The organism is uncultured Roseibium sp., from assembly GCF_947499295.1.
In the GTDB taxonomy this organism is placed as follows: Bacteria; Pseudomonadota; Alphaproteobacteria; order Rhizobiales; family Stappiaceae; genus Roseibium.
Genome location: NZ_CANMNP010000009.1, coordinates 1 through 15,665, shown reverse-complemented (window position 1 = coordinate 15,665; position 15,665 = coordinate 1). Strand labels below are relative to the sequence as shown.

Sequence of the window (15,665 nt, the reverse complement as noted above, 5' to 3'; positions counted from 1 at the left end):
ACAAATTGATGATGCGCTTTTTTTGATTGATCGATCAATTAAAATCGACACAAAACCTCATGGGGCCGACGCTGCAATGCTGGACGAAAGAACAAGAGTTCAAAAACAGCTTGACCTGGAGTGCACTCCAACCGGTAGGTGAAGGAAATCGTTCTGTTCGGAGACGGATATGCGGATTGGTGACTTGGCAGAAAAGTCGGGACTTTCGACTGATACTCTGCGCTATTACGAAAAGATCGGTTTACTACCGCGCGCTCTCAGGGATGCCGGAGGCCGGAGGGTGTATGACGAAACCATCCTCAGATGGATCGACTTTCTGGATCGGCTGAAAGCGACGGGCATGGGGATCAGGGACCGATTGCGTTATGCGGAGTTGCGCACGAAAGGCGGAGCTTCGTTGACCGAGCGCCGTGAAATGCTGGAAGCACATCGCCGCAAAGTGGCCGGCGATATCGCCAAGTTGACCGACATGCTGGATGTTCTGGACGATAAAGTTGAACTCTACCGAAAGATGGAAGCGGGTGAGACCGTCGATCCGGCTTTCGAAAGCTGTGCCCGGACCGAACACGGCTCGCAGCCAGTAGTGAAGGACCAGTCATTTGACCACAGCACTTCAACGCGGGCGCCAGCTGACGCAAAATCTCAACCCTGATCTGGAAGAGGTTCTGCGCGATCGGTATGACGACCTCTTGCCCGACTTTGCAGAAAGTCTGATCGAGTGGGCTTATGGACGTCACTATGCGCGCCCCGGACTTGACCTGAAAACCCGCCAGCTATGTACAATAGCTGCGTTGACAGCTCTCGGTGGACAGACAGGGCCACAGTTGAAAGTCAATATCGAACACACTTTGGCCGCCGGCGCGGAGCGTCGTGAAATCGTGGAAGCGATTTGGCAGATGGCTGTCTATGGCGGTCTGCCGGCTGCAATCAACGGTCTGAATGCCGCCCGTGAGGTGTTCGACGCGCAAGACAGGGTCAGCGCCCCTCAGCTTTAGTAACCTCCTGAAACACTCCTGCCACTTGAACGCCATTGGACCCCCGGGTCGTGGTTTTCGGCAACTTCCTGGCAGAGGCGGCTCCATCTGGAGCCGTCAATCGACCGAAGCGATGATGATTGTCGACAGCTCTGCTGATTGCAATTTGAAGCGAAAGGACCAAGTTGAGCGACTAATTCTCTCTAGGTGTGGTTGCTGAAACCGCTTAATGCCCAAGAATTGTCGCCGGATATCACATTGTAGCATTGCAAGCGGCCAGTATCTGTCTATGTAGAATGAGAAATCATAAGAAGCAGGTATATGTTCGAAAAACCCGATGCTGCTGGCGCTGAGCCGGAAATGCGAGCGCCAAAGGATTGGGTGACCATTCTTGCGCGTTACCGTGAACCCAGCACGTTGCGCAGTTCCTTTGAAATTGCCGTCACGTTTGGTGCCTTTGTGCTCCTGTGGGGGGTGGCCTGGTGGGCCATGGGGGTCAGTTACTGGCTCACTGTGGCGATCGCCCTTGTCAATGCGGCTTTTCTTGTGCGCCTCTTCGCGATCCAGCACGACTGTGGGCACGGATCGTTCTTCAAAAGCCGTTTCATCAGCGATTGGCTTGGCAGGGTCCTTGGTGTCTTGACGCTGACGCCTTACGACGTCTGGCGGCGGGCACACGCCATTCACCATAGTGCATCAGGCAATCTCGGCCGGCGCGGTATGGGTGATATTCACACGCTGACCGTGGCCGAATACAAAGCAATGACGCCAGGCAATCAGCTGAAATACAAGATCTATCGGTCGCCCCTGGTGTTGTTCGGCCTCGGGCCCGCCTATACGTTTTACCTGGAAAACCGGTTGCCCTTCGGCTTCATGACGAATACCAAGTTCTGGCTTAGTGCAATGGCGACAAATGCCGCCATTTTGGCAAGTCTTGCGATTGTTTTTGCGATTGGCGGTTGGGCGCCGCTCCTTTTGATCTTTCTTCCAACCACTTTGCTTGCCGCAACTGTTGGTGTCTGGTTGTTCTATGTTCAGCACCAGTTTGAAACAACTCATTGGGACACCGAGACAGACTGGCAGCTGCACGAGGCTGCGCTTTACGGCAGTTCTTATTATGTGCTGCCGTCCGTTCTGCAATGGGCGGTCGCCAATCTGGGCATTCATCATGTCCATCACCTCAACAGCCGGATCCCCTTTTACCGGTTGCCGGAAGTGCTTCGAGATCACGACTATTTTGCCGAGGGAAATCGCATGACTATCCGGCAAAGCCTCAGCAGCTTGCGGCTTCGTCTTTGGGACGAGGACTCCAGGCGCCTTTTGTCATTTTCTCAGGCACGTGCTCTGCCGTGAAAGGCTTGAAATAGGCCCTTTTCCGCTCCGGTGAGTCTACGATCCTCTTTGTGTGAGGTCTGGCCATCGGAAGCCTTGGTCGTCTTTCCAACTCTCTGATTGCGGAGCGACCGGCGACGCGTATTGCGCAAGGTTTGCCAACTGGGAAACGGTGCCTTTAAACGTCCTTGGATTTCTGTGCACTGACCAGCTTGACCAAGAGCGCGCGCAGTGTTTCCAGGTCTTCTGTCCCCATGACTTCCTCAAGTTCGATTTCCATCTGCTTCAACAATCCCACCACTTTTACACGAGCTTCCTGACCGAGTTCGGTCGGTACAGGCAGCTTGTCGCGCTTGCTGCCCGGGACGGGCTCCAGTCTGAGCGCACCCAGGTCCACCAGTCTGGATACTGCTGAATGGACGGCCTGGCGGCTGATGCCTTTGTCCCGCGCCAATTCAGAGATTGTCCGAGGGTTGCGGCAGATCATCATGAACAGATTTGCATCCGCGGGACGGGCGGCATCCAATCCTGTTCCCTGACGCAACTCAATCATGCGTTTGTCCAGCTGTTCGGCCAGGTCGAAGACCAGGCCGCGGATGCTGGCAAACGGAGGTTGAGTCGGCTTTTTGTCATTCATGCTTGACAGCTTCTGCAGCCGTCCCCACATTGTCAATTGTCAACCAAGATTGACAATAAGGAGGCGATGATGCGTTTTGGCTATGAAATTTGTGGTGCGCTCTTTTGTGCGGCGTTGTTTTTGGGCAGTGGTCAGGTTGGGGCACAGGAGATTGACGGCACACGATTTCGAGCGCCCGAGGAAGGCAGCTGGTATCATCCGGTTGAGCCAGACAGCTGGGTGCACATCGGCGGAGACAGAGCGGAAATCGAAACAGTACTGAGCCGCATCGCGGCAGCCGGTGCCGACCGGGAGCTTCCGGATGATCCGGCCTATCAGGGTGAAGGAAGCTGGCTTGCAGAGTGGCGCACGGCCGGTGAGCAGGCAATGCGCGAGGGCGAGGTTTTTGCGAAAAACGGCAAATCAGCCGATGCGGTCGCAAGATACAGAGCTGCTGTTACCTATTTCTTGAGAGCCTCTTCACCTCATACAGATGATCCACTGCAGCGTGCAGCGTTAGATCTTGCGCATGAAAGCTACGGAGCGCTTGCAGAAAACCACGAGCTTCGCATTCGGGAAATCGACGTTCCATTCGAAGAAAGCTCCTTCAAAGCCTGGCTGCACTTGCCTGCGACCAATGAGCCGGCGCCCGCAGTGGTGGTCTCCATGGGATCGGATGTCGCCAAGGAAGAGTTGCTACCATATTTTGAAAAACAGCTTTCCATTCGTGGCATCGCCATGCTGTCGCTGGACTTGCCGGGCATGGGGGAATCTGCGGCATGGCGGTTCAGCCCGGACCTCGACAAATTGCATGTCGCTGCCGTCGAGCATTTGAAGACCATGCCGGAAATCGACGCCAGGAACCTCTTCGTTCAGGGAGCGTCTTTTGGCGGTCATCCGGTCGCACGCGCGTGGATTGCCCGTCCCGAACTAGATCTGGCCGGCGTCGTCTATATGTGCGGTCCGATACACAGTTCTCTCATGGCGCCGCCTCAGGCCTATGCGCATTTTCCGGAATACAACATGGATGGAGTGCGCGCCCGCTTCGGACTGGAACCAGAGGCAGGATTTGAAGACATTTCAGCAATTGCGAGAACGCTGTCCTTGAAGCAGCAAGGGCTCTACGACGTGACAAAAGTGGAGACGCCAATCTTTGCGATTTTGACAAACGATGATCCGGTCGCACCGCTCTCCGATGTAGATGAACTTCTGTCACGCGGGACGCAGGTCAAACGAGTTGTCTATGATACGCCCGGCCATTGCCCTGAGCGAGATTCCCGGGAAGCGATGGCAGCAAGCTGGATCCAGGACAATTTGCGCTGAGCCAGCGTTTCAAGCAGGTGCCTGGCATGGGACTATCTATGCCGGGCATGACCGGTCTGCCACCGATCAATCTGTTCTTGTCTGTTTATCGGAATGACCAAGGTCTCTTTCGGGCCAGAGTTGGTCACGTAATCGCTGTTTCAGGATCTTGGCTTCCGGAAATCCGCCATCAGACGCTCGATCCCAAATGGTTTGTTCCTCACAGGTTATCGTAAAGGTTCCTCCGGTGCCCGGTACCAGCGAGACCGTTCCCGTTTCTTCGGAGAATGTTGTCAGAATTTCCTGCGCCATCCAGGCTGAGCGCAACAGCCAATTGCATTGGCGGCAATAGGTGATGATGATATGGGGTGAAGGGACGTTGGCCATAGCGTCCTGATACCTTTCTCTCAGGATGATCTTTTTAGAGCTTGTGCCACAGTCCTCCGTTCAAACACCAGACACCATTGCATCCGACCTCCTTCTGCTTTCGGCCCGGGATGCGGAACTGCGTGCAGTGCTGGGCGAGATCATCTCATCTGTGCCTGCAGCAGGGCTGACCAACAGGGTTTTTCGGACGGAGACTTCTAAGGGGCGGTTCTTTGTAAGAGTGCCTGGGCCGTCATTGGCCGGAACCTTGGACCGGATCGCAGAAGCTCACAACATGGGGCTTGCGGCAGAGATCGGCCTCGCCTTGCCTGCCGTTTATTGCAATCCTGAAAACGGCGTGCTTGTCACTCGCGCTCAGGAACAAGAAAGTCTCGCTCCGTCAGCGTTTGCAAAAGAGCTGGGAACGCAACTTGCCGCACTGCACGGCTCGAAGCTCGCCTTTCAGGGCCATCTGGACCCCGATCGAGTTCTTGCTGCGCAAATCAAGGGCCTTGGAAGCATCGGTGATATCGTGGCGAAAGTTCCCGATCTTTCTGAAGTGCTCAGGTTTGTGGAAAACACAATGGGTCCAGTGAACACTGACACTTTGGTACCCAGTCATGGAGATGTCTCACCGGGAAACTGTCTCACGAACTCCGAGACCCTCCTTTTTATTGATTGGGAGTTTTCTGCAATGGCGCATCCGCTTTGGGATGTTGCCTATGCCGCATTGGAAATGAGTTTCACGCGGTCCCAGGAGCAGATCTTTCTGACGTCATATCGGGACGCCACATCTCAGCCAGCATCTTGGACACAGCAAGACCTTCTCTTCATGAAAGTCCGCTGCGACGCCATTTCGGCACTTTGGGCGCTCGAAAACGCGCGAGACCTTTATACTTACGCAAGCGAACGATGTTCGCGTGCCGTGCGGCACATAGGTCAGTTAAGCCGACCGTTTGCCTGACACCGGTGGATTGCCCAGCACAGAGATGATGTTACCATTCCGGTGCCACAGACTTGCCGGGGGCCGGAGGAAAATGGTTGATGCAAATCCTAGATCTGCCCAAACAGATGACAGATACGCACACCGACGTCGTCATCGTCGGGTCCGGCCCGATAGGCGTCTCTTGTGCTATCCGTTTCGCAAGAAAGGGGCTGACCGTCGCCGTGCTTGAGCAGGGGGAAGCGATTACGGATCCCGCCGGTTCCCATCTTCGCAATCAACCCGGGTTCCAACACGATCCTGATGCCTTTTTTGGGGCCGTGGAACCCTTTTTGCAGCCGGTCATGGCGTCGGGTCAAGATGCTGTCCTGCCTGGAATTGCCGACACGGCGGCAATCGGCGGCCAAGGTGTCTTGTGGACCAATAATTGTCTACGAGCATCGGTGTTTGAGCGCTTTGATGCCCTTGGTGATGCTCAATGGAACGACTATTACGGTGAAGCGGAAACAGCCCTTCAGGTTACGACCAATGCTGCTACTGGATCCAGGGTTGGCGCAAACATCAAGGAACGGCTTTTGCCCGGGCTTCGAGGGGAGGGGCGCACACTGCAAAGCCTGCCGTTCTCGGGCGGCAGAGCAAAAGGGGACGGGTTGCATTTCGCTGGAACTGCAGACCTGCTGACCGCAGTCGATTGCGACGTTCGCGAACGGATCAGGATTTATGCTCCGGCTCTTGCGCACAAGATACTGTACAAAAACGGCAAGGTAACCGGTGTGGCAGTCCAGAGCGGCGACACCAACGATCAGGTCTTGAGCGCAGGTATCTTCCTGATTGCAGGTGGTGCACTTGGAACTCCGCGCTTGCTCCACAAGTCAGGCATCAGACCCGAAGCCCTTGGGCGCGGATTTTCTTTCCACGCGCTCTATTTCGCGCAACTTGTCTTGTCTCCCGAGCTGGCATCCACACCCGCCCGCGATGATGTCCCGCCCAGATATTGGATTGCCCCGACGCAGAACGCGCCCTGGCACATTCAGGTTTTGCGGGATACGTGTCCGCTTCCCGTGGTGGAAGCGGTCGACAATCCGAACCGCTTGTTGGAATTCCAAGCCTTTTTGCCTGTCGAGTTCAATCAAGCGAATTCCGTTTCCTTCAATGATGACGGCAAAATCTCGGTGACGTATTCCTTTTCGGAGAGAGATCGCGAAGGGATGCAGCGTTTGGAAGACGATATTCGCCATCTTGGTGAAAAGCTTGGTCCGTGGCGGAGGGGAGGAGAACCCGTCTGGGTGCCTGCCGGCACATCGCATCTGGTCGGGACGTGTCGAATGGACTGCGAAGGAACGTCAGGGGTCTCCGATTGCAACGCGAAGGTCCACGGTTTCGACAATCTCTATCTGGCGGGCGCTGGCGTCATTCCGGCACCTGTTGCGGTGAACCCAACATTGACCGCTCTCGCGCTTGCCTTTAAGTCGTGCGATCACGCGCTTCAGTCGGCCTGAGGCGCAAGCTCTGCGTCTGCAAGGCATTGGGCGTAGCTGGTGTTCATCCGGCTGCGCAAAGACTGGTTCTGCGGCTCCTTCTGGAGAGCCTCCCAGGTGTTGTCCGCTTTCAGTTGCTCAAGAGTACAGGTGCATGCGGACCGGCAGATGCCGGGCGTTCCAAGACTGTCCTCGCAGGCCAGCGAGCAATTGCGGACGAACGCTTTGCCTGAGCGATCCAAATCGGGCCCGACTGCAGCTGCTGTCCATACGAGCCCGTAAAGCACCGGTTGGTGCAGCAGGTATATTGCCAATGAATGGCGTCCCATGGCACGAATGAAACTTGCAGAAGCACTGCGCAGGCGAAACGCCGACAATCTGGTCCAGAGTTTCAAGTTGCGAAAGGTTCGTGAAACGGCGAGGCCTGCGAGTGTGACCCCAGCCCACGGTGCCATGGGAACGTAATCCACGCTCGGATAACCAACGGTTCCGAGTCCGGTCCACAGCCAGAGCGGACCATCCAAAATCTGCGATTTTGCCCAAAATGGAAGTGTCAGAAACACTATGGATGCGGCAGCGCTGAGGGCGAGAGGCGCTCTGGCGAAAGGCAAGGCGATGAGGCTGGCCAGTGCGATCGAATGCAAGATCCCGAAACGCACAAAACTATCGCCAAATGTGAAATAGGTAACAAGTGACACAGCTGCGGCGGCTGCCGCGATCATCGCAAACCGCCGCCAGAATGGCCGCCAGCGAATGCCGTCATTATGCGCGAGATCGAGACTGACGCCCGCAAGGAACAGAAAGCTGCCAGCAATGGAAGCTGCGAACACTCGCCAGCCGGTTCCCTGAGACACAGGCCAGTCGACGAACGCGAACCAGGATAGATCCCAGGAAAAATGATAGATCGCCATGGCGACCACTGCGAGGCCACGGGCGAGATCAAGCACGGCCAATCGCTTCGTGGTCATATGTACTTTCCGGACAGAAACCTGATCAACCGGTTCGCAAAACCGGGAACGCCTGACAATTCAGTTCGGATTTCGTGGGGTCGTTTAGCTGCTGAAAGCGATGACCAGTGTCGTGATCAAAGCGGTCGCTGCCATCATGCCTCCGACATATGGCCACGGAGACGGTCGATGAACTGTCAAAGCATCACGGTTCGTCGGGTCTTGTAGCATTTCACTCAGCTCCCTGCTCCCATCACCATCACCATCAATGAGACTGCGACAATCGAACGCTCGGGGAAAGACAAGAAACACTCCTCAAACCGGTTTTCCCAAGGAAACCGTTTAATTGTGGAGTAGAGGGCGAAATCACAGCTCCGCTATTGACCTTAGGGAAGTCTTTCGGGGTCGATGAAAAATTCAAAGATCAAGTGCGTCCAAGCCTGCTTCCAGATAGTCAGCAAGAAGTGGCATGCCTAGGAGATACTTCGCTGTGGATCCAACTGCCCTTTCTTTGGCTTCAGTGACGGCCTGGTCAAAATCCTCGGCTTCAAAGTCACCGCGGCCAATCCATGTGATGGCCACAAGGTTCGCTGCCTCGTCGACGTTGAGATCTTCTATCAGTTCACGAAGTTCCTCGTCCGAAAGGTCTTCGCTTTCTTCCTCGGCAAGGCCATCGTGGCTATGGCTTTCTTCCAGCGTGTCAGCGTCGAATTCTACATCGCCTTCATGCCCGTCTTCAAACGTATCCTGTATTGAGGAAGCGACTGCGCGCGCTTTCTGGGCGAACAGGCGGACCGTATCCGCGGAAATGGTGAGGTCGATATCCATGGTTGCCTCCGACAAACCCGATGTTTCTTTATCGATCCACTTTTCATCGTTGGCAATGGTCATGTTTCGAATTCCTGTTTTGCCGTCACCCGGTCTGAAATGGATTTTTTCCGGGGTTATCCCCGGCAACCAGATCCTCTGAACGGGACTTGAGTTGATTTTTGTTTCCTCCACGCCAGCAAACCCAATCCGTCTTGCAGACACTTTGGCCTATTGGTTTACTTGCACGACAAACAAAATCCTGTCCTTGACCGGGATCAACGCCAAAGCGGTGAGGTGCGTTTCCTGCTTGGAATTGGCGCCAAGCTTGTTAAGCTGGACAGATTGTTTTTCCGGGGGCGGACCGGGCGCTCGGGGTCCGGCATTCATGCTGAGGGGTGCATGCGTGTCGGACCCCAGCTTTTCTGACAGAACAAACCTTTCAGCCGCGGCTGAGGCAGCCTGACAAGCTGCGTGCTTGCTCACGGGAGTGTGAAGTGGGTTGTATAGGTTTTGTCAGGATTCGCCGGTAACCTCCTGTCATGTTTCGGATTCTGCTCATTGTCGGCCTTCTTTTGGCAGGCGCGCAACAAAGCCTTGCGCGCGGCAATGTAGATCTTTATCAGGCAGCGCCCGAAGCAATCTCGGTTTATGTCGTCGGAGAAGCTGCTCAGCTTGAAGACGAATGCTGCGAAGAAAAGACTGTCGCGGACACCAAACCGACCTATTGCAAGTCTTCGGACTGCAAGGCGGTCATGGGCTCAGGCCTTTTGGAGACCTTTGAAACGCGTGAGCGGCTCGATACGACGCGGCCGCTCAGACGCAGTTCCGTTTCTGGCCGTCTCGAGCCCCGTCCGCCCAATACCTGAAAGTTTGATTTGATCACCTGACCGGTTTTCCGGTCGGCATTTTCAGATTTTCAGGAGACTTCAGATGTTCAACCGAAGAGAGCTGCTGCTCGGCGGTGCTGCAGCACTGGTCGTTGCAAACGCAGATATGGCCAGTGCCCATCATACGGCCAAATTCAAAAAAACATTCAAACTCAATCCGGAATATGCGCCCCAAAGGGTTTTTTATTCCCTGAACTACACACCTGGCACCATTGTCGTGGATCCGCGAAACCATTTTCTATACCTGATGGAACGCTGGGGCCGGGCACGCCGTTACGGCGTCGGCGTTGGCAAGGCCGGCCTGGCCTTCCAGGGATCGGCAATCATCCAGCGCAAAGCTGAATGGCCGAGCTGGACGCCGACCCGGAACATGATCCGCCGTGAACCGCAAAAATATGCGCGTTACGCCAAAGGTGTACCCGGCGGTGTCAACAATCCGCTCGGTGCCCGAGCGCTGTATCTTTACAAGAACGGCCGGGATACCTACTACCGGATCCACGGAACCACCCAGCCATCCTCAATCGGCAGGTCCGTCTCGAACGGCTGTATTCGCATGATCAATGATCATGTGGTCGACCTCTACAACCGGGTCCCTGTGGGAACTCGTGTTGTGGTTCTTTAAGAGGCGTTCGGACCAAAATACATGAATAAATATGTGACACGGCGTCAGGTGTTGTCGGGCGGGCTGGGTCTCGCCGGACTGTCGTTGGCAGCTTGCGCACCGACGGCCAAGGCTCCCTTACCAGCGCCCGTTCAACCGCGCGTCGATCCTGAATTCGTCTTGAATTACGGATCGCGTCCCAATGAGGAATTTCCGCTTCCTGCTGTGGATCCGAAGGTCTTGAAGCCTCAGTACAGGCGACAAAGAGTGCCTTACCAGACGCAGGAAAAGCCCGGCACGGTGGTGGTCGATACCAGCCGCTTCTACCTTTATCTTGTCGAGCCGGAAGGGACTGCCATGCGGTACGGCGTCGGACTTGGCCGGCAAGGCTTTGAATGGTCGGGCCGGGCAAGGATCGCGTGGAAACGGCCGTGGCCGACCTGGACACCGCCGGACGAGATGATCGCACGCCAGCCAGAACTTGCAAAATATAGTGCCAGGAACGGTGGAATGGCGCCAAGTCTGGAAAATCCGCTGGGGGCCAGAGCGCTCTACATTTTCCAGGGCAATGTCGACACGCTTTATCGATTGCACGGCACGAATGAAACGGCCTCGATTGGCCGTGCTGTGTCATCGGGCTGCGTGAGGCTGGTCAATCAGGATGTGATCGATCTTTACGATCGCGTGCGCTCAGGTGCCGGGATCCTCGTGACCTGAGACAGAAGACATTTTCAAACAGGTGACCGATGAAGAAACAACGGAAAAACACCAATCACAAGGCCAAACGCACGTCAGCTATGGTCTCCCATCAACCAGCTTCAGAAACCGGCGTGGACAGACGCGGTATGCTTCGGCTGGTCCGAAACGTTGCCATAGGCGCGGCGGTCCTGGGTGGTACGGGCTACGTTTTCGCCCAGAACGTGATGACAACCATGCATGAGCATGATCTTGACCGTGTCGGCAACGGGGTCTCGACCATCGTGCAGATACATGATCCGCAGTGTTCCATGTGTCTTGCGCTTCAGCGCGAGACACGCAAAGCGCTCGACATGCTTGAGGGGCGGCAAATTGACTATGTGGTCGCCAATATCAGAACCCAGAAGGGCCGGGAATTTGCCAATCGATACGGAGCGCAGCATGTCACTCTTCTGCTCTTTAACGAGGCCGGTGAACTGCAGGACATCGTTCAGGGCCAGCAAGGTTCCTATCAGCTGAAAGACGCCTTTGAGAGGCTACTGGCGGGCTAGGCGGGGCGTTGTAGCCACAAATCATTCTGTTCAACGTTTGCTTTGCAGTCGGGGGATGTGCCGGGCTATTCTGGTCGTTCAAATTTGTTTCATCTGAATCGGTTTCTACCAGTCCATGCCCGGCCCATCTTCCAGCAAGAATGTCACCTTAAAGATGATTGCCGAACGGCTGGGTGTGTCCGTGACGACCGTTGCGCGTGCCGTGAATGGGTCGCCTAAAACCAGCGTTGAAATGACCGAGAAGGTTAACCGCGTCGCGGAAGAGCTCGGTTATGTCCGCAACATGGAAGGTGTGAAGCTTCGTACCGGCCGAACCTTCGTGCTGACCGCGCTGCTCAACTTTCCAACCGATACGGAAATCGGCGATCCAACGCTCCTCGGAATATTGCAGGGCATTCATCAGCGATGCGCAAACTCGGACTATTCCGTGCAAACTATCATTGCGCCGAATGGCGGTGAGGATATCCGGGAACTGGAAAAACTCGTCAGAGGCCGCGCCACTGACGGGGTCATCATGGATCATACGACGCCGCAGGACATACGCGCCAAATATCTTTTGGAAATGGAGTTGCCTTTCGTCACCTTCGGGCGAACCGAGCTCTTCTCGCAGCATGCCTATTTCGACGTCGACAATGAGTTTGCTGCCTGGCAGGGGACGAAGGAACTGGTCCGACTCGGTCACAAGAACATTGCGCTGCTCGACGGTCCGGCCGAATTCACATACGTTCTGCAGCGCATGGCTGGCTACAAGAAAGCTCTTGCCGAAGAGGGACTTTCCTATCGGGAGGCACTTGTGCGCAATCTTGACCCACAGGCGAATGTTGCCCGGGAGGCAGCTGCCGAACTGGTCAGGACAACCGATACGGACAGTTTTGTCTGCGTCAACGATATTGTGCTGATGGGCGCACGCAGAGGCGTTCGCGACGCTGCGGCGGACCGAATTCAGGATTTCAACTTTTCCGTACGCAGTGGCACCAATCTCGGTGACTATCTCGCCAAGCGGCCAATCACCTCGTATTTTTCAAGGCTCGACGCCGGCTGGAACCTGGCGGATATGTTGATCCGCCAGATTGAGGGTGAGGCTCCGAACGTCTTGCAGCAACTCGTGAAAACGAAGTTGCTTTAGGACGCCAGCAATGTGTTGGCGGTTCGGATTACACCTGGAGGTGTGAGATCCTCAAGCGAAAGGTCTGTCGCATTCTCCAATTCAAGGGTCAGCGTTTCACCCGGCAAAAGCGTGTCGAGCATCCGATCGACAGTAACGTCCGGACCAATGCGATCGGCAAAGAGGCAAAGATCCTTCAGGAACGTTTCCGCTGTCACGATGACCCTGGTGATGGATGCGCCAGCCTCGATGTCGAGCCTGAGACGCGGTTCCGGCAGCTTGAGGTTGATGTCTTCCTGGAAATAATGATGTGTCTTGCAGCCATCCGCGGTGACGACAATCAGTTCGTTTGATTTGTCGTTTGGCGTTATGATACTCTCCGGCAGCTGCACGCTGATTGGTTTGTTTCTTTCCACACAAACGCGCCAGACTGTGTGCTCGGCAAGTTCCCTTCCATCGAGGCTGACGCGCTTGATTGAAACTGGGGTGCGCCATTCCAGATTTGCGTCGTTGACGATGTGGAGTGCAAGACCGCCTTCTGATGGCTGGACCGTGAGGAAATGCGGTTCATAGGCTTTCTTGAGTGCGTACCACAGCGGCTTCTTTCGGCCATACCCATCGATGGCAGCCCAGGAAGTGACCGGCCAGCAGTCGTTCAACTGCCAGGCAATCGACCCCATGCAGTGCGGCTGAAGTGCGCGGAAATGGGAGATGCCGAAATGTATCGCGCGTGCCTGATTAAGCTGTGTCGTGAAGTGCCAGTCTTCGAAATTGCCCGGTTCCGGCAAATGGCCCTTCAAGCCGCGCAGAAGCTTTTCGTTTCCCTCGCTCGCCTTCTGGTGATGCATGACCCCGGGTGATGTCGGTGTCAGTGGGTCATCGGAGATCGATTGCGTGAGCGTTGCCATGGTCGGAGGGGCCTGCCAGCCGAACTCGGAAACGAAGCGCGGCGCATAATTGGCGTAAACTTCATAGCCGACCTCGTTCCAGACATCCCAGATGTGACGGCACCCATGTTCGTCCGCGTTCGCGAAGCGTTCCATTGAACCGGAATAGGGACTGCCCGGATAGTAGGTGCCGCTTGGATGCAATTCCCCGACAAGGCGCGGAAGCAGATCCAGATAGTAGCCTTCGCCCCAGGTTCTTCCGGCCAGAGGTTTCTGCCAGCCCCAGGCCTGAAAGCCCCATATGTTTTCGTTGTTGCCGTTCCAGATCGCCAGCGAGGCATGCGACATCAAGCGTGAAATGTTGTCTTTGGCCTCAGCTTCAATTTCTGCCGGAAGCGTGCCTTCTTCCGGATAAGCGGCACAGGCAAACAGAAAATCCTGCCAGACCATGATGCCTGCTTCGTCACACAGGTCGTAAAAATCGTCACTTTCGTAGATGCCGCCACCCCAGATGCGCAACATGTTCATGTTGGCGTCTTTTGCCTGCGCAATACGTTCGGCCAGTCTTTCGCGTGTGATGCGCGCGGGGAAACAGTCATCGGGTATCCAGTTCGCACCAAAGACAAAGACAGGCTTGCCGTTGACGATAAATGTAAACGCCGATTGGTCGTCGTCGCCGGACAGGTCCAGCCTGATAGTCCGGAACCCAATGCGTCTGGTTTGCCGCTCCAGCAATTCGCCGTCTTTTTTCAACGAAATTTCGAGATCGTAGAGAGGTTGACCACCCATTCCATGCGGCCACCAGAGGTGTGGAGCAGGGTAGTTGAGTTCAAGATAGCCATCACTGTCCGACAGGAAGGTCGATGCGGACTGGTCACCGATGCGGGCCTCCAGTTCGAGGCTTTCGGACACCCCGTCGATACCGGCATGAATGCAGACCCGGCCATCGGCTCCGGTCATCGACACATCTGTTCGAAGACTGTCGATTTTGGCCGTCGACCAACTGACCAGGTCCACATTCCGCCAGATCCCGGCCGTGACGAGTGTGGGACCCCAGTCCCAGCCGAAATTGCAGGCCATTTTGCGCATCAGATTGCCCGGCCCAGGATAACAATTGGGGCGCGGTTCCAGTTCTTCACGCAGTTTCTTTTCGTGCTGATAGGGCGACAGGAAACCCACCTTCAGTGAGTTGCCTTCAGCTTTCAGCTTGTCGGTGACATCGACCCGATAGGTTCGATGCATGTTTTCGCTTTCAAGGATGACGTTGCCGTTGAGGGAGACCGTCGCAACAGTATCCAGTCCGTGAAATACGAGTGTGTGCCGGGTGCCGGCTTCAAGATCCGCATTAAACTCGGTTTCGTAGGTCCAGTCGCATTCGCCGACCCATTGGACTGCCAGTTCATTGCAGTCCAGATATGGATCGGGAATGGTACGAGCCGCCATAAGGTCGGTATGAACGCAGCCCGGAACGGTTGCTTCCCAGCTCATGTCCGGCGTAACCGGGGCAGCGGCAACGGTTCGTGCACAGCGTAACGTCCAGCCTTCGTTCAAGGATTGAGTTGCAGTTTTTTGCGGGGATGGGCTGTCTGCCGATTGTGCGTTGGCGTGATAGTTCACTTTTGAAACTCCGAGCGGCTCAGATTCTGATTTCGTTATTTTTGCTGAATATGTTTGCGCGCATTGGATCGAAGCCGATGTCGATTCTGTCGCCTGTTTTGATGTTTGCCTGTCCGTCGAGTCTGACCCAAAGGGTATGGTTTTGTGCATTGACGCGTGCGAGGGTGTCGGATCCGAGGGGTTCGACGAGTTCGACGGATGCTGTCATGCGGACTGTGGCGTTTTGTGCGGCCTCGCCTGAGGTCATGTGTTCGGGGCGGATGCCGAACCAGGCTGGTTCCGGTTCTGGGCTTGTTTCCTTGAACTGATAGTCGCTCAAGGGGACGGTGAGTGTGCCGTTTGTGAAGCTGTAGGTTCCGCCGTCGGCTTTGAGCTCGCCCTCGAAGAAGTTCATGGTGGGGGATCCGATGAACTCGGCGACATATTTGCTGGCCGGCCGGTTGTAGATTTCGTTGGGCGATGCCAGCTGCAGAATACGCCCGCCGCGCATGATGGCGATCCGGTCGGCCAGGGTCATGGCTTCGATCTGGTCATGGGTGACGTAGATCATGGT

The 15,665-nt window shown here is 55.6% G+C and carries 17 protein-coding genes; 11 read left to right on the top strand and 6 right to left on the bottom strand.

What is annotated here, in order from left to right:
* Positions 1-169 precede the first annotated feature (169 nt).
* The 3 genes from Q0835_RS15100 to Q0835_RS15090 all read left to right on the top strand — a co-directional run bounded on the left by Q0835_RS15100 (position 170) and on the right by Q0835_RS15090 (position 2,327).
* Complete coding sequence (locus tag Q0835_RS15100) at positions 170-652, top strand: MerR family transcriptional regulator (protein WP_298962551.1); 483 nt, start codon at positions 170-172, stop codon at positions 650-652.
* On the top strand, positions 600-995 hold the full coding sequence (locus tag Q0835_RS15095; RefSeq protein WP_298962548.1) for a carboxymuconolactone decarboxylase family protein: 396 nt from the start codon (positions 600-602) through the stop codon (positions 993-995). The genes Q0835_RS15100 and Q0835_RS15095 overlap by 53 nt, the downstream gene beginning before the upstream one ends.
* A 300-nt stretch (positions 996-1,295) precedes the next feature.
* The gene (locus Q0835_RS15090) at positions 1,296-2,327 is read left to right on the top strand and encodes a fatty acid desaturase (RefSeq protein ID WP_298962545.1); all 1,032 of its coding nucleotides are present in this window, start codon (positions 1,296-1,298) and stop codon (positions 2,325-2,327) included.
* Between the two features lie 157 nt (positions 2,328-2,484).
* On the opposite strand, the gene Q0835_RS15085 is transcribed toward Q0835_RS15090, so the two are convergent.
* On the bottom strand, positions 2,485-2,943 hold the full coding sequence (locus tag Q0835_RS15085) for a MarR family transcriptional regulator (RefSeq protein WP_298822871.1): 459 nt from the start codon (positions 2,941-2,943) through the stop codon (positions 2,485-2,487).
* Positions 2,944-3,012: 69 nt separating this feature from the next.
* On the opposite strand from Q0835_RS15085, the gene Q0835_RS15080 reads away from it, so the two are divergent.
* On the top strand, positions 3,013-4,245 hold the full coding sequence (locus tag Q0835_RS15080) for an alpha/beta fold hydrolase (protein WP_298962542.1): 1,233 nt from the start codon (positions 3,013-3,015) through the stop codon (positions 4,243-4,245).
* A 66-nt stretch (positions 4,246-4,311) separates the two neighbouring features.
* Here the strand turns inward: Q0835_RS15080 and Q0835_RS15075 are convergent, their stop codons facing one another.
* Positions 4,312-4,611: a SelT/SelW/SelH family protein gene (locus tag Q0835_RS15075; RefSeq protein WP_298822867.1), complete on the bottom strand. Its 300-nt coding sequence runs from the start codon at positions 4,609-4,611 to the stop codon at positions 4,312-4,314.
* Between the two features lie 43 nt (positions 4,612-4,654).
* Between Q0835_RS15075 and Q0835_RS15070 the strand changes: the two genes are divergently transcribed.
* Complete coding sequence (locus tag Q0835_RS15070) at positions 4,655-5,554, top strand: choline/ethanolamine kinase family protein (protein ID WP_298962538.1); 900 nt, start codon at positions 4,655-4,657, stop codon at positions 5,552-5,554.
* A gap of 80 nt (positions 5,555-5,634) precedes the next feature.
* Positions 5,635-7,032 (top strand): FAD-dependent oxidoreductase, encoded by a 1,398-nt coding sequence (locus Q0835_RS15065; RefSeq protein WP_298962535.1) that lies wholly within the window; start codon positions 5,635-5,637, stop codon positions 7,030-7,032.
* Here Q0835_RS15065 and Q0835_RS15060 read toward each other — a convergent pair.
* A complete protein-coding gene (locus tag Q0835_RS15060; RefSeq protein ID WP_298962532.1) occupies positions 7,020-7,979 on the bottom strand; it encodes a heparan-alpha-glucosaminide N-acetyltransferase in 960 nt (319 codons plus the stop codon). The genes Q0835_RS15065 and Q0835_RS15060 overlap by 13 nt on opposite strands.
* Before the next feature lie 396 nt (positions 7,980-8,375).
* Complete coding sequence (locus Q0835_RS15055; RefSeq protein ID WP_298962528.1) at positions 8,376-8,849, bottom strand: DUF3775 domain-containing protein; 474 nt, start codon at positions 8,847-8,849, stop codon at positions 8,376-8,378.
* Between the two features lie 458 nt (positions 8,850-9,307).
* On the opposite strand from Q0835_RS15055, the gene Q0835_RS15050 reads away from it, so the two are divergent.
* The 5 genes from Q0835_RS15050 to Q0835_RS15030 all read left to right on the top strand — a co-directional run bounded on the left by Q0835_RS15050 (position 9,308) and on the right by Q0835_RS15030 (position 12,629).
* Complete coding sequence (locus Q0835_RS15050; RefSeq protein WP_298962526.1) at positions 9,308-9,634, top strand: hypothetical protein; 327 nt, start codon at positions 9,308-9,310, stop codon at positions 9,632-9,634.
* 127 nt (positions 9,635-9,761) lie between these two features.
* A complete protein-coding gene (locus Q0835_RS15045) occupies positions 9,762-10,277 on the top strand; it encodes a L,D-transpeptidase (protein ID WP_298962900.1) in 516 nt (171 codons plus the stop codon).
* A 21-nt stretch (positions 10,278-10,298) separates the two neighbouring features.
* Positions 10,299-10,973 carry a L,D-transpeptidase gene (locus tag Q0835_RS15040; protein WP_298962523.1) on the top strand — a complete coding sequence of 225 codons (675 nt, stop codon included), beginning with the start codon at positions 10,299-10,301 and terminating at the stop codon, positions 10,971-10,973.
* Positions 10,974-11,002: 29 nt separating this feature from the next.
* Positions 11,003-11,503, top strand: coding sequence for a hypothetical protein (locus Q0835_RS15035; protein ID WP_298822859.1), 501 nt, complete (start codon positions 11,003-11,005; stop codon positions 11,501-11,503).
* A gap of 154 nt (positions 11,504-11,657) precedes the next feature.
* On the top strand, positions 11,658-12,629 hold the full coding sequence (locus Q0835_RS15030; protein ID WP_298962520.1) for a LacI family DNA-binding transcriptional regulator: 972 nt from the start codon (positions 11,658-11,660) through the stop codon (positions 12,627-12,629).
* Here Q0835_RS15030 and Q0835_RS15025 read toward each other — a convergent pair.
* Both Q0835_RS15025 and Q0835_RS15020 read right to left on the bottom strand, forming a co-directional pair.
* The gene (locus Q0835_RS15025; protein ID WP_298962517.1) at positions 12,626-15,112 is read right to left on the bottom strand and encodes a glycoside hydrolase family 2 protein; all 2,487 of its coding nucleotides are present in this window, start codon (positions 15,110-15,112) and stop codon (positions 12,626-12,628) included. The two genes, Q0835_RS15030 and Q0835_RS15025, sit on opposite strands and share 4 nt — an antisense overlap.
* 19 nt (positions 15,113-15,131) lie before the next feature.
* Positions 15,132-15,665, bottom strand: a 534-nt coding sequence (locus tag Q0835_RS15020) for a TOBE domain-containing protein (RefSeq protein WP_298962514.1), incomplete at its 5' end; no start/stop codon positions are given.

Bases quoted from the DNA above. Each gene is read 5' to 3' on its own strand.
- Q0835_RS15100 (WP_298962551.1), top strand. From the start codon at position 170: ATGCGGATTGGTGACTTGGCAGAAAAGTCGGGACTTTCGACTGATACT.
- Q0835_RS15090 (WP_298962545.1), top strand. From the start codon at position 1,296: ATGTTCGAAAAACCCGATGCTGCTGGCGCTGAGCCGGAAATGCGAGCG.
- Q0835_RS15085 (WP_298822871.1), bottom strand. From the start codon at position 2,943: ATGAATGACAAAAAGCCGACTCAACCTCCGTTTGCCAGCATCCGCGGC.
- Q0835_RS15080 (WP_298962542.1), top strand. From the start codon at position 3,013: ATGCGTTTTGGCTATGAAATTTGTGGTGCGCTCTTTTGTGCGGCGTTG.
- Q0835_RS15075 (WP_298822867.1), bottom strand. From the start codon at position 4,611: ATGGCCAACGTCCCTTCACCCCATATCATCATCACCTATTGCCGCCAA.
- Q0835_RS15065 (WP_298962535.1), top strand. From the start codon at position 5,635: ATGCAAATCCTAGATCTGCCCAAACAGATGACAGATACGCACACCGAC.
- Q0835_RS15060 (WP_298962532.1), bottom strand. From the start codon at position 7,979: ATGACCACGAAGCGATTGGCCGTGCTTGATCTCGCCCGTGGCCTCGCA.
- Q0835_RS15055 (WP_298962528.1), bottom strand. From the start codon at position 8,849: ATGACCATTGCCAACGATGAAAAGTGGATCGATAAAGAAACATCGGGT.
- Q0835_RS15050 (WP_298962526.1), top strand. From the start codon at position 9,308: ATGTTTCGGATTCTGCTCATTGTCGGCCTTCTTTTGGCAGGCGCGCAA.
- Q0835_RS15045 (WP_298962900.1), top strand. From the start codon at position 9,762: ATGGCCAGTGCCCATCATACGGCCAAATTCAAAAAAACATTCAAACTC.
- Q0835_RS15040 (WP_298962523.1), top strand. From the start codon at position 10,299: ATGAATAAATATGTGACACGGCGTCAGGTGTTGTCGGGCGGGCTGGGT.
- Q0835_RS15035 (WP_298822859.1), top strand. From the start codon at position 11,003: ATGAAGAAACAACGGAAAAACACCAATCACAAGGCCAAACGCACGTCA.
- Q0835_RS15030 (WP_298962520.1), top strand. From the start codon at position 11,658: ATGATTGCCGAACGGCTGGGTGTGTCCGTGACGACCGTTGCGCGTGCC.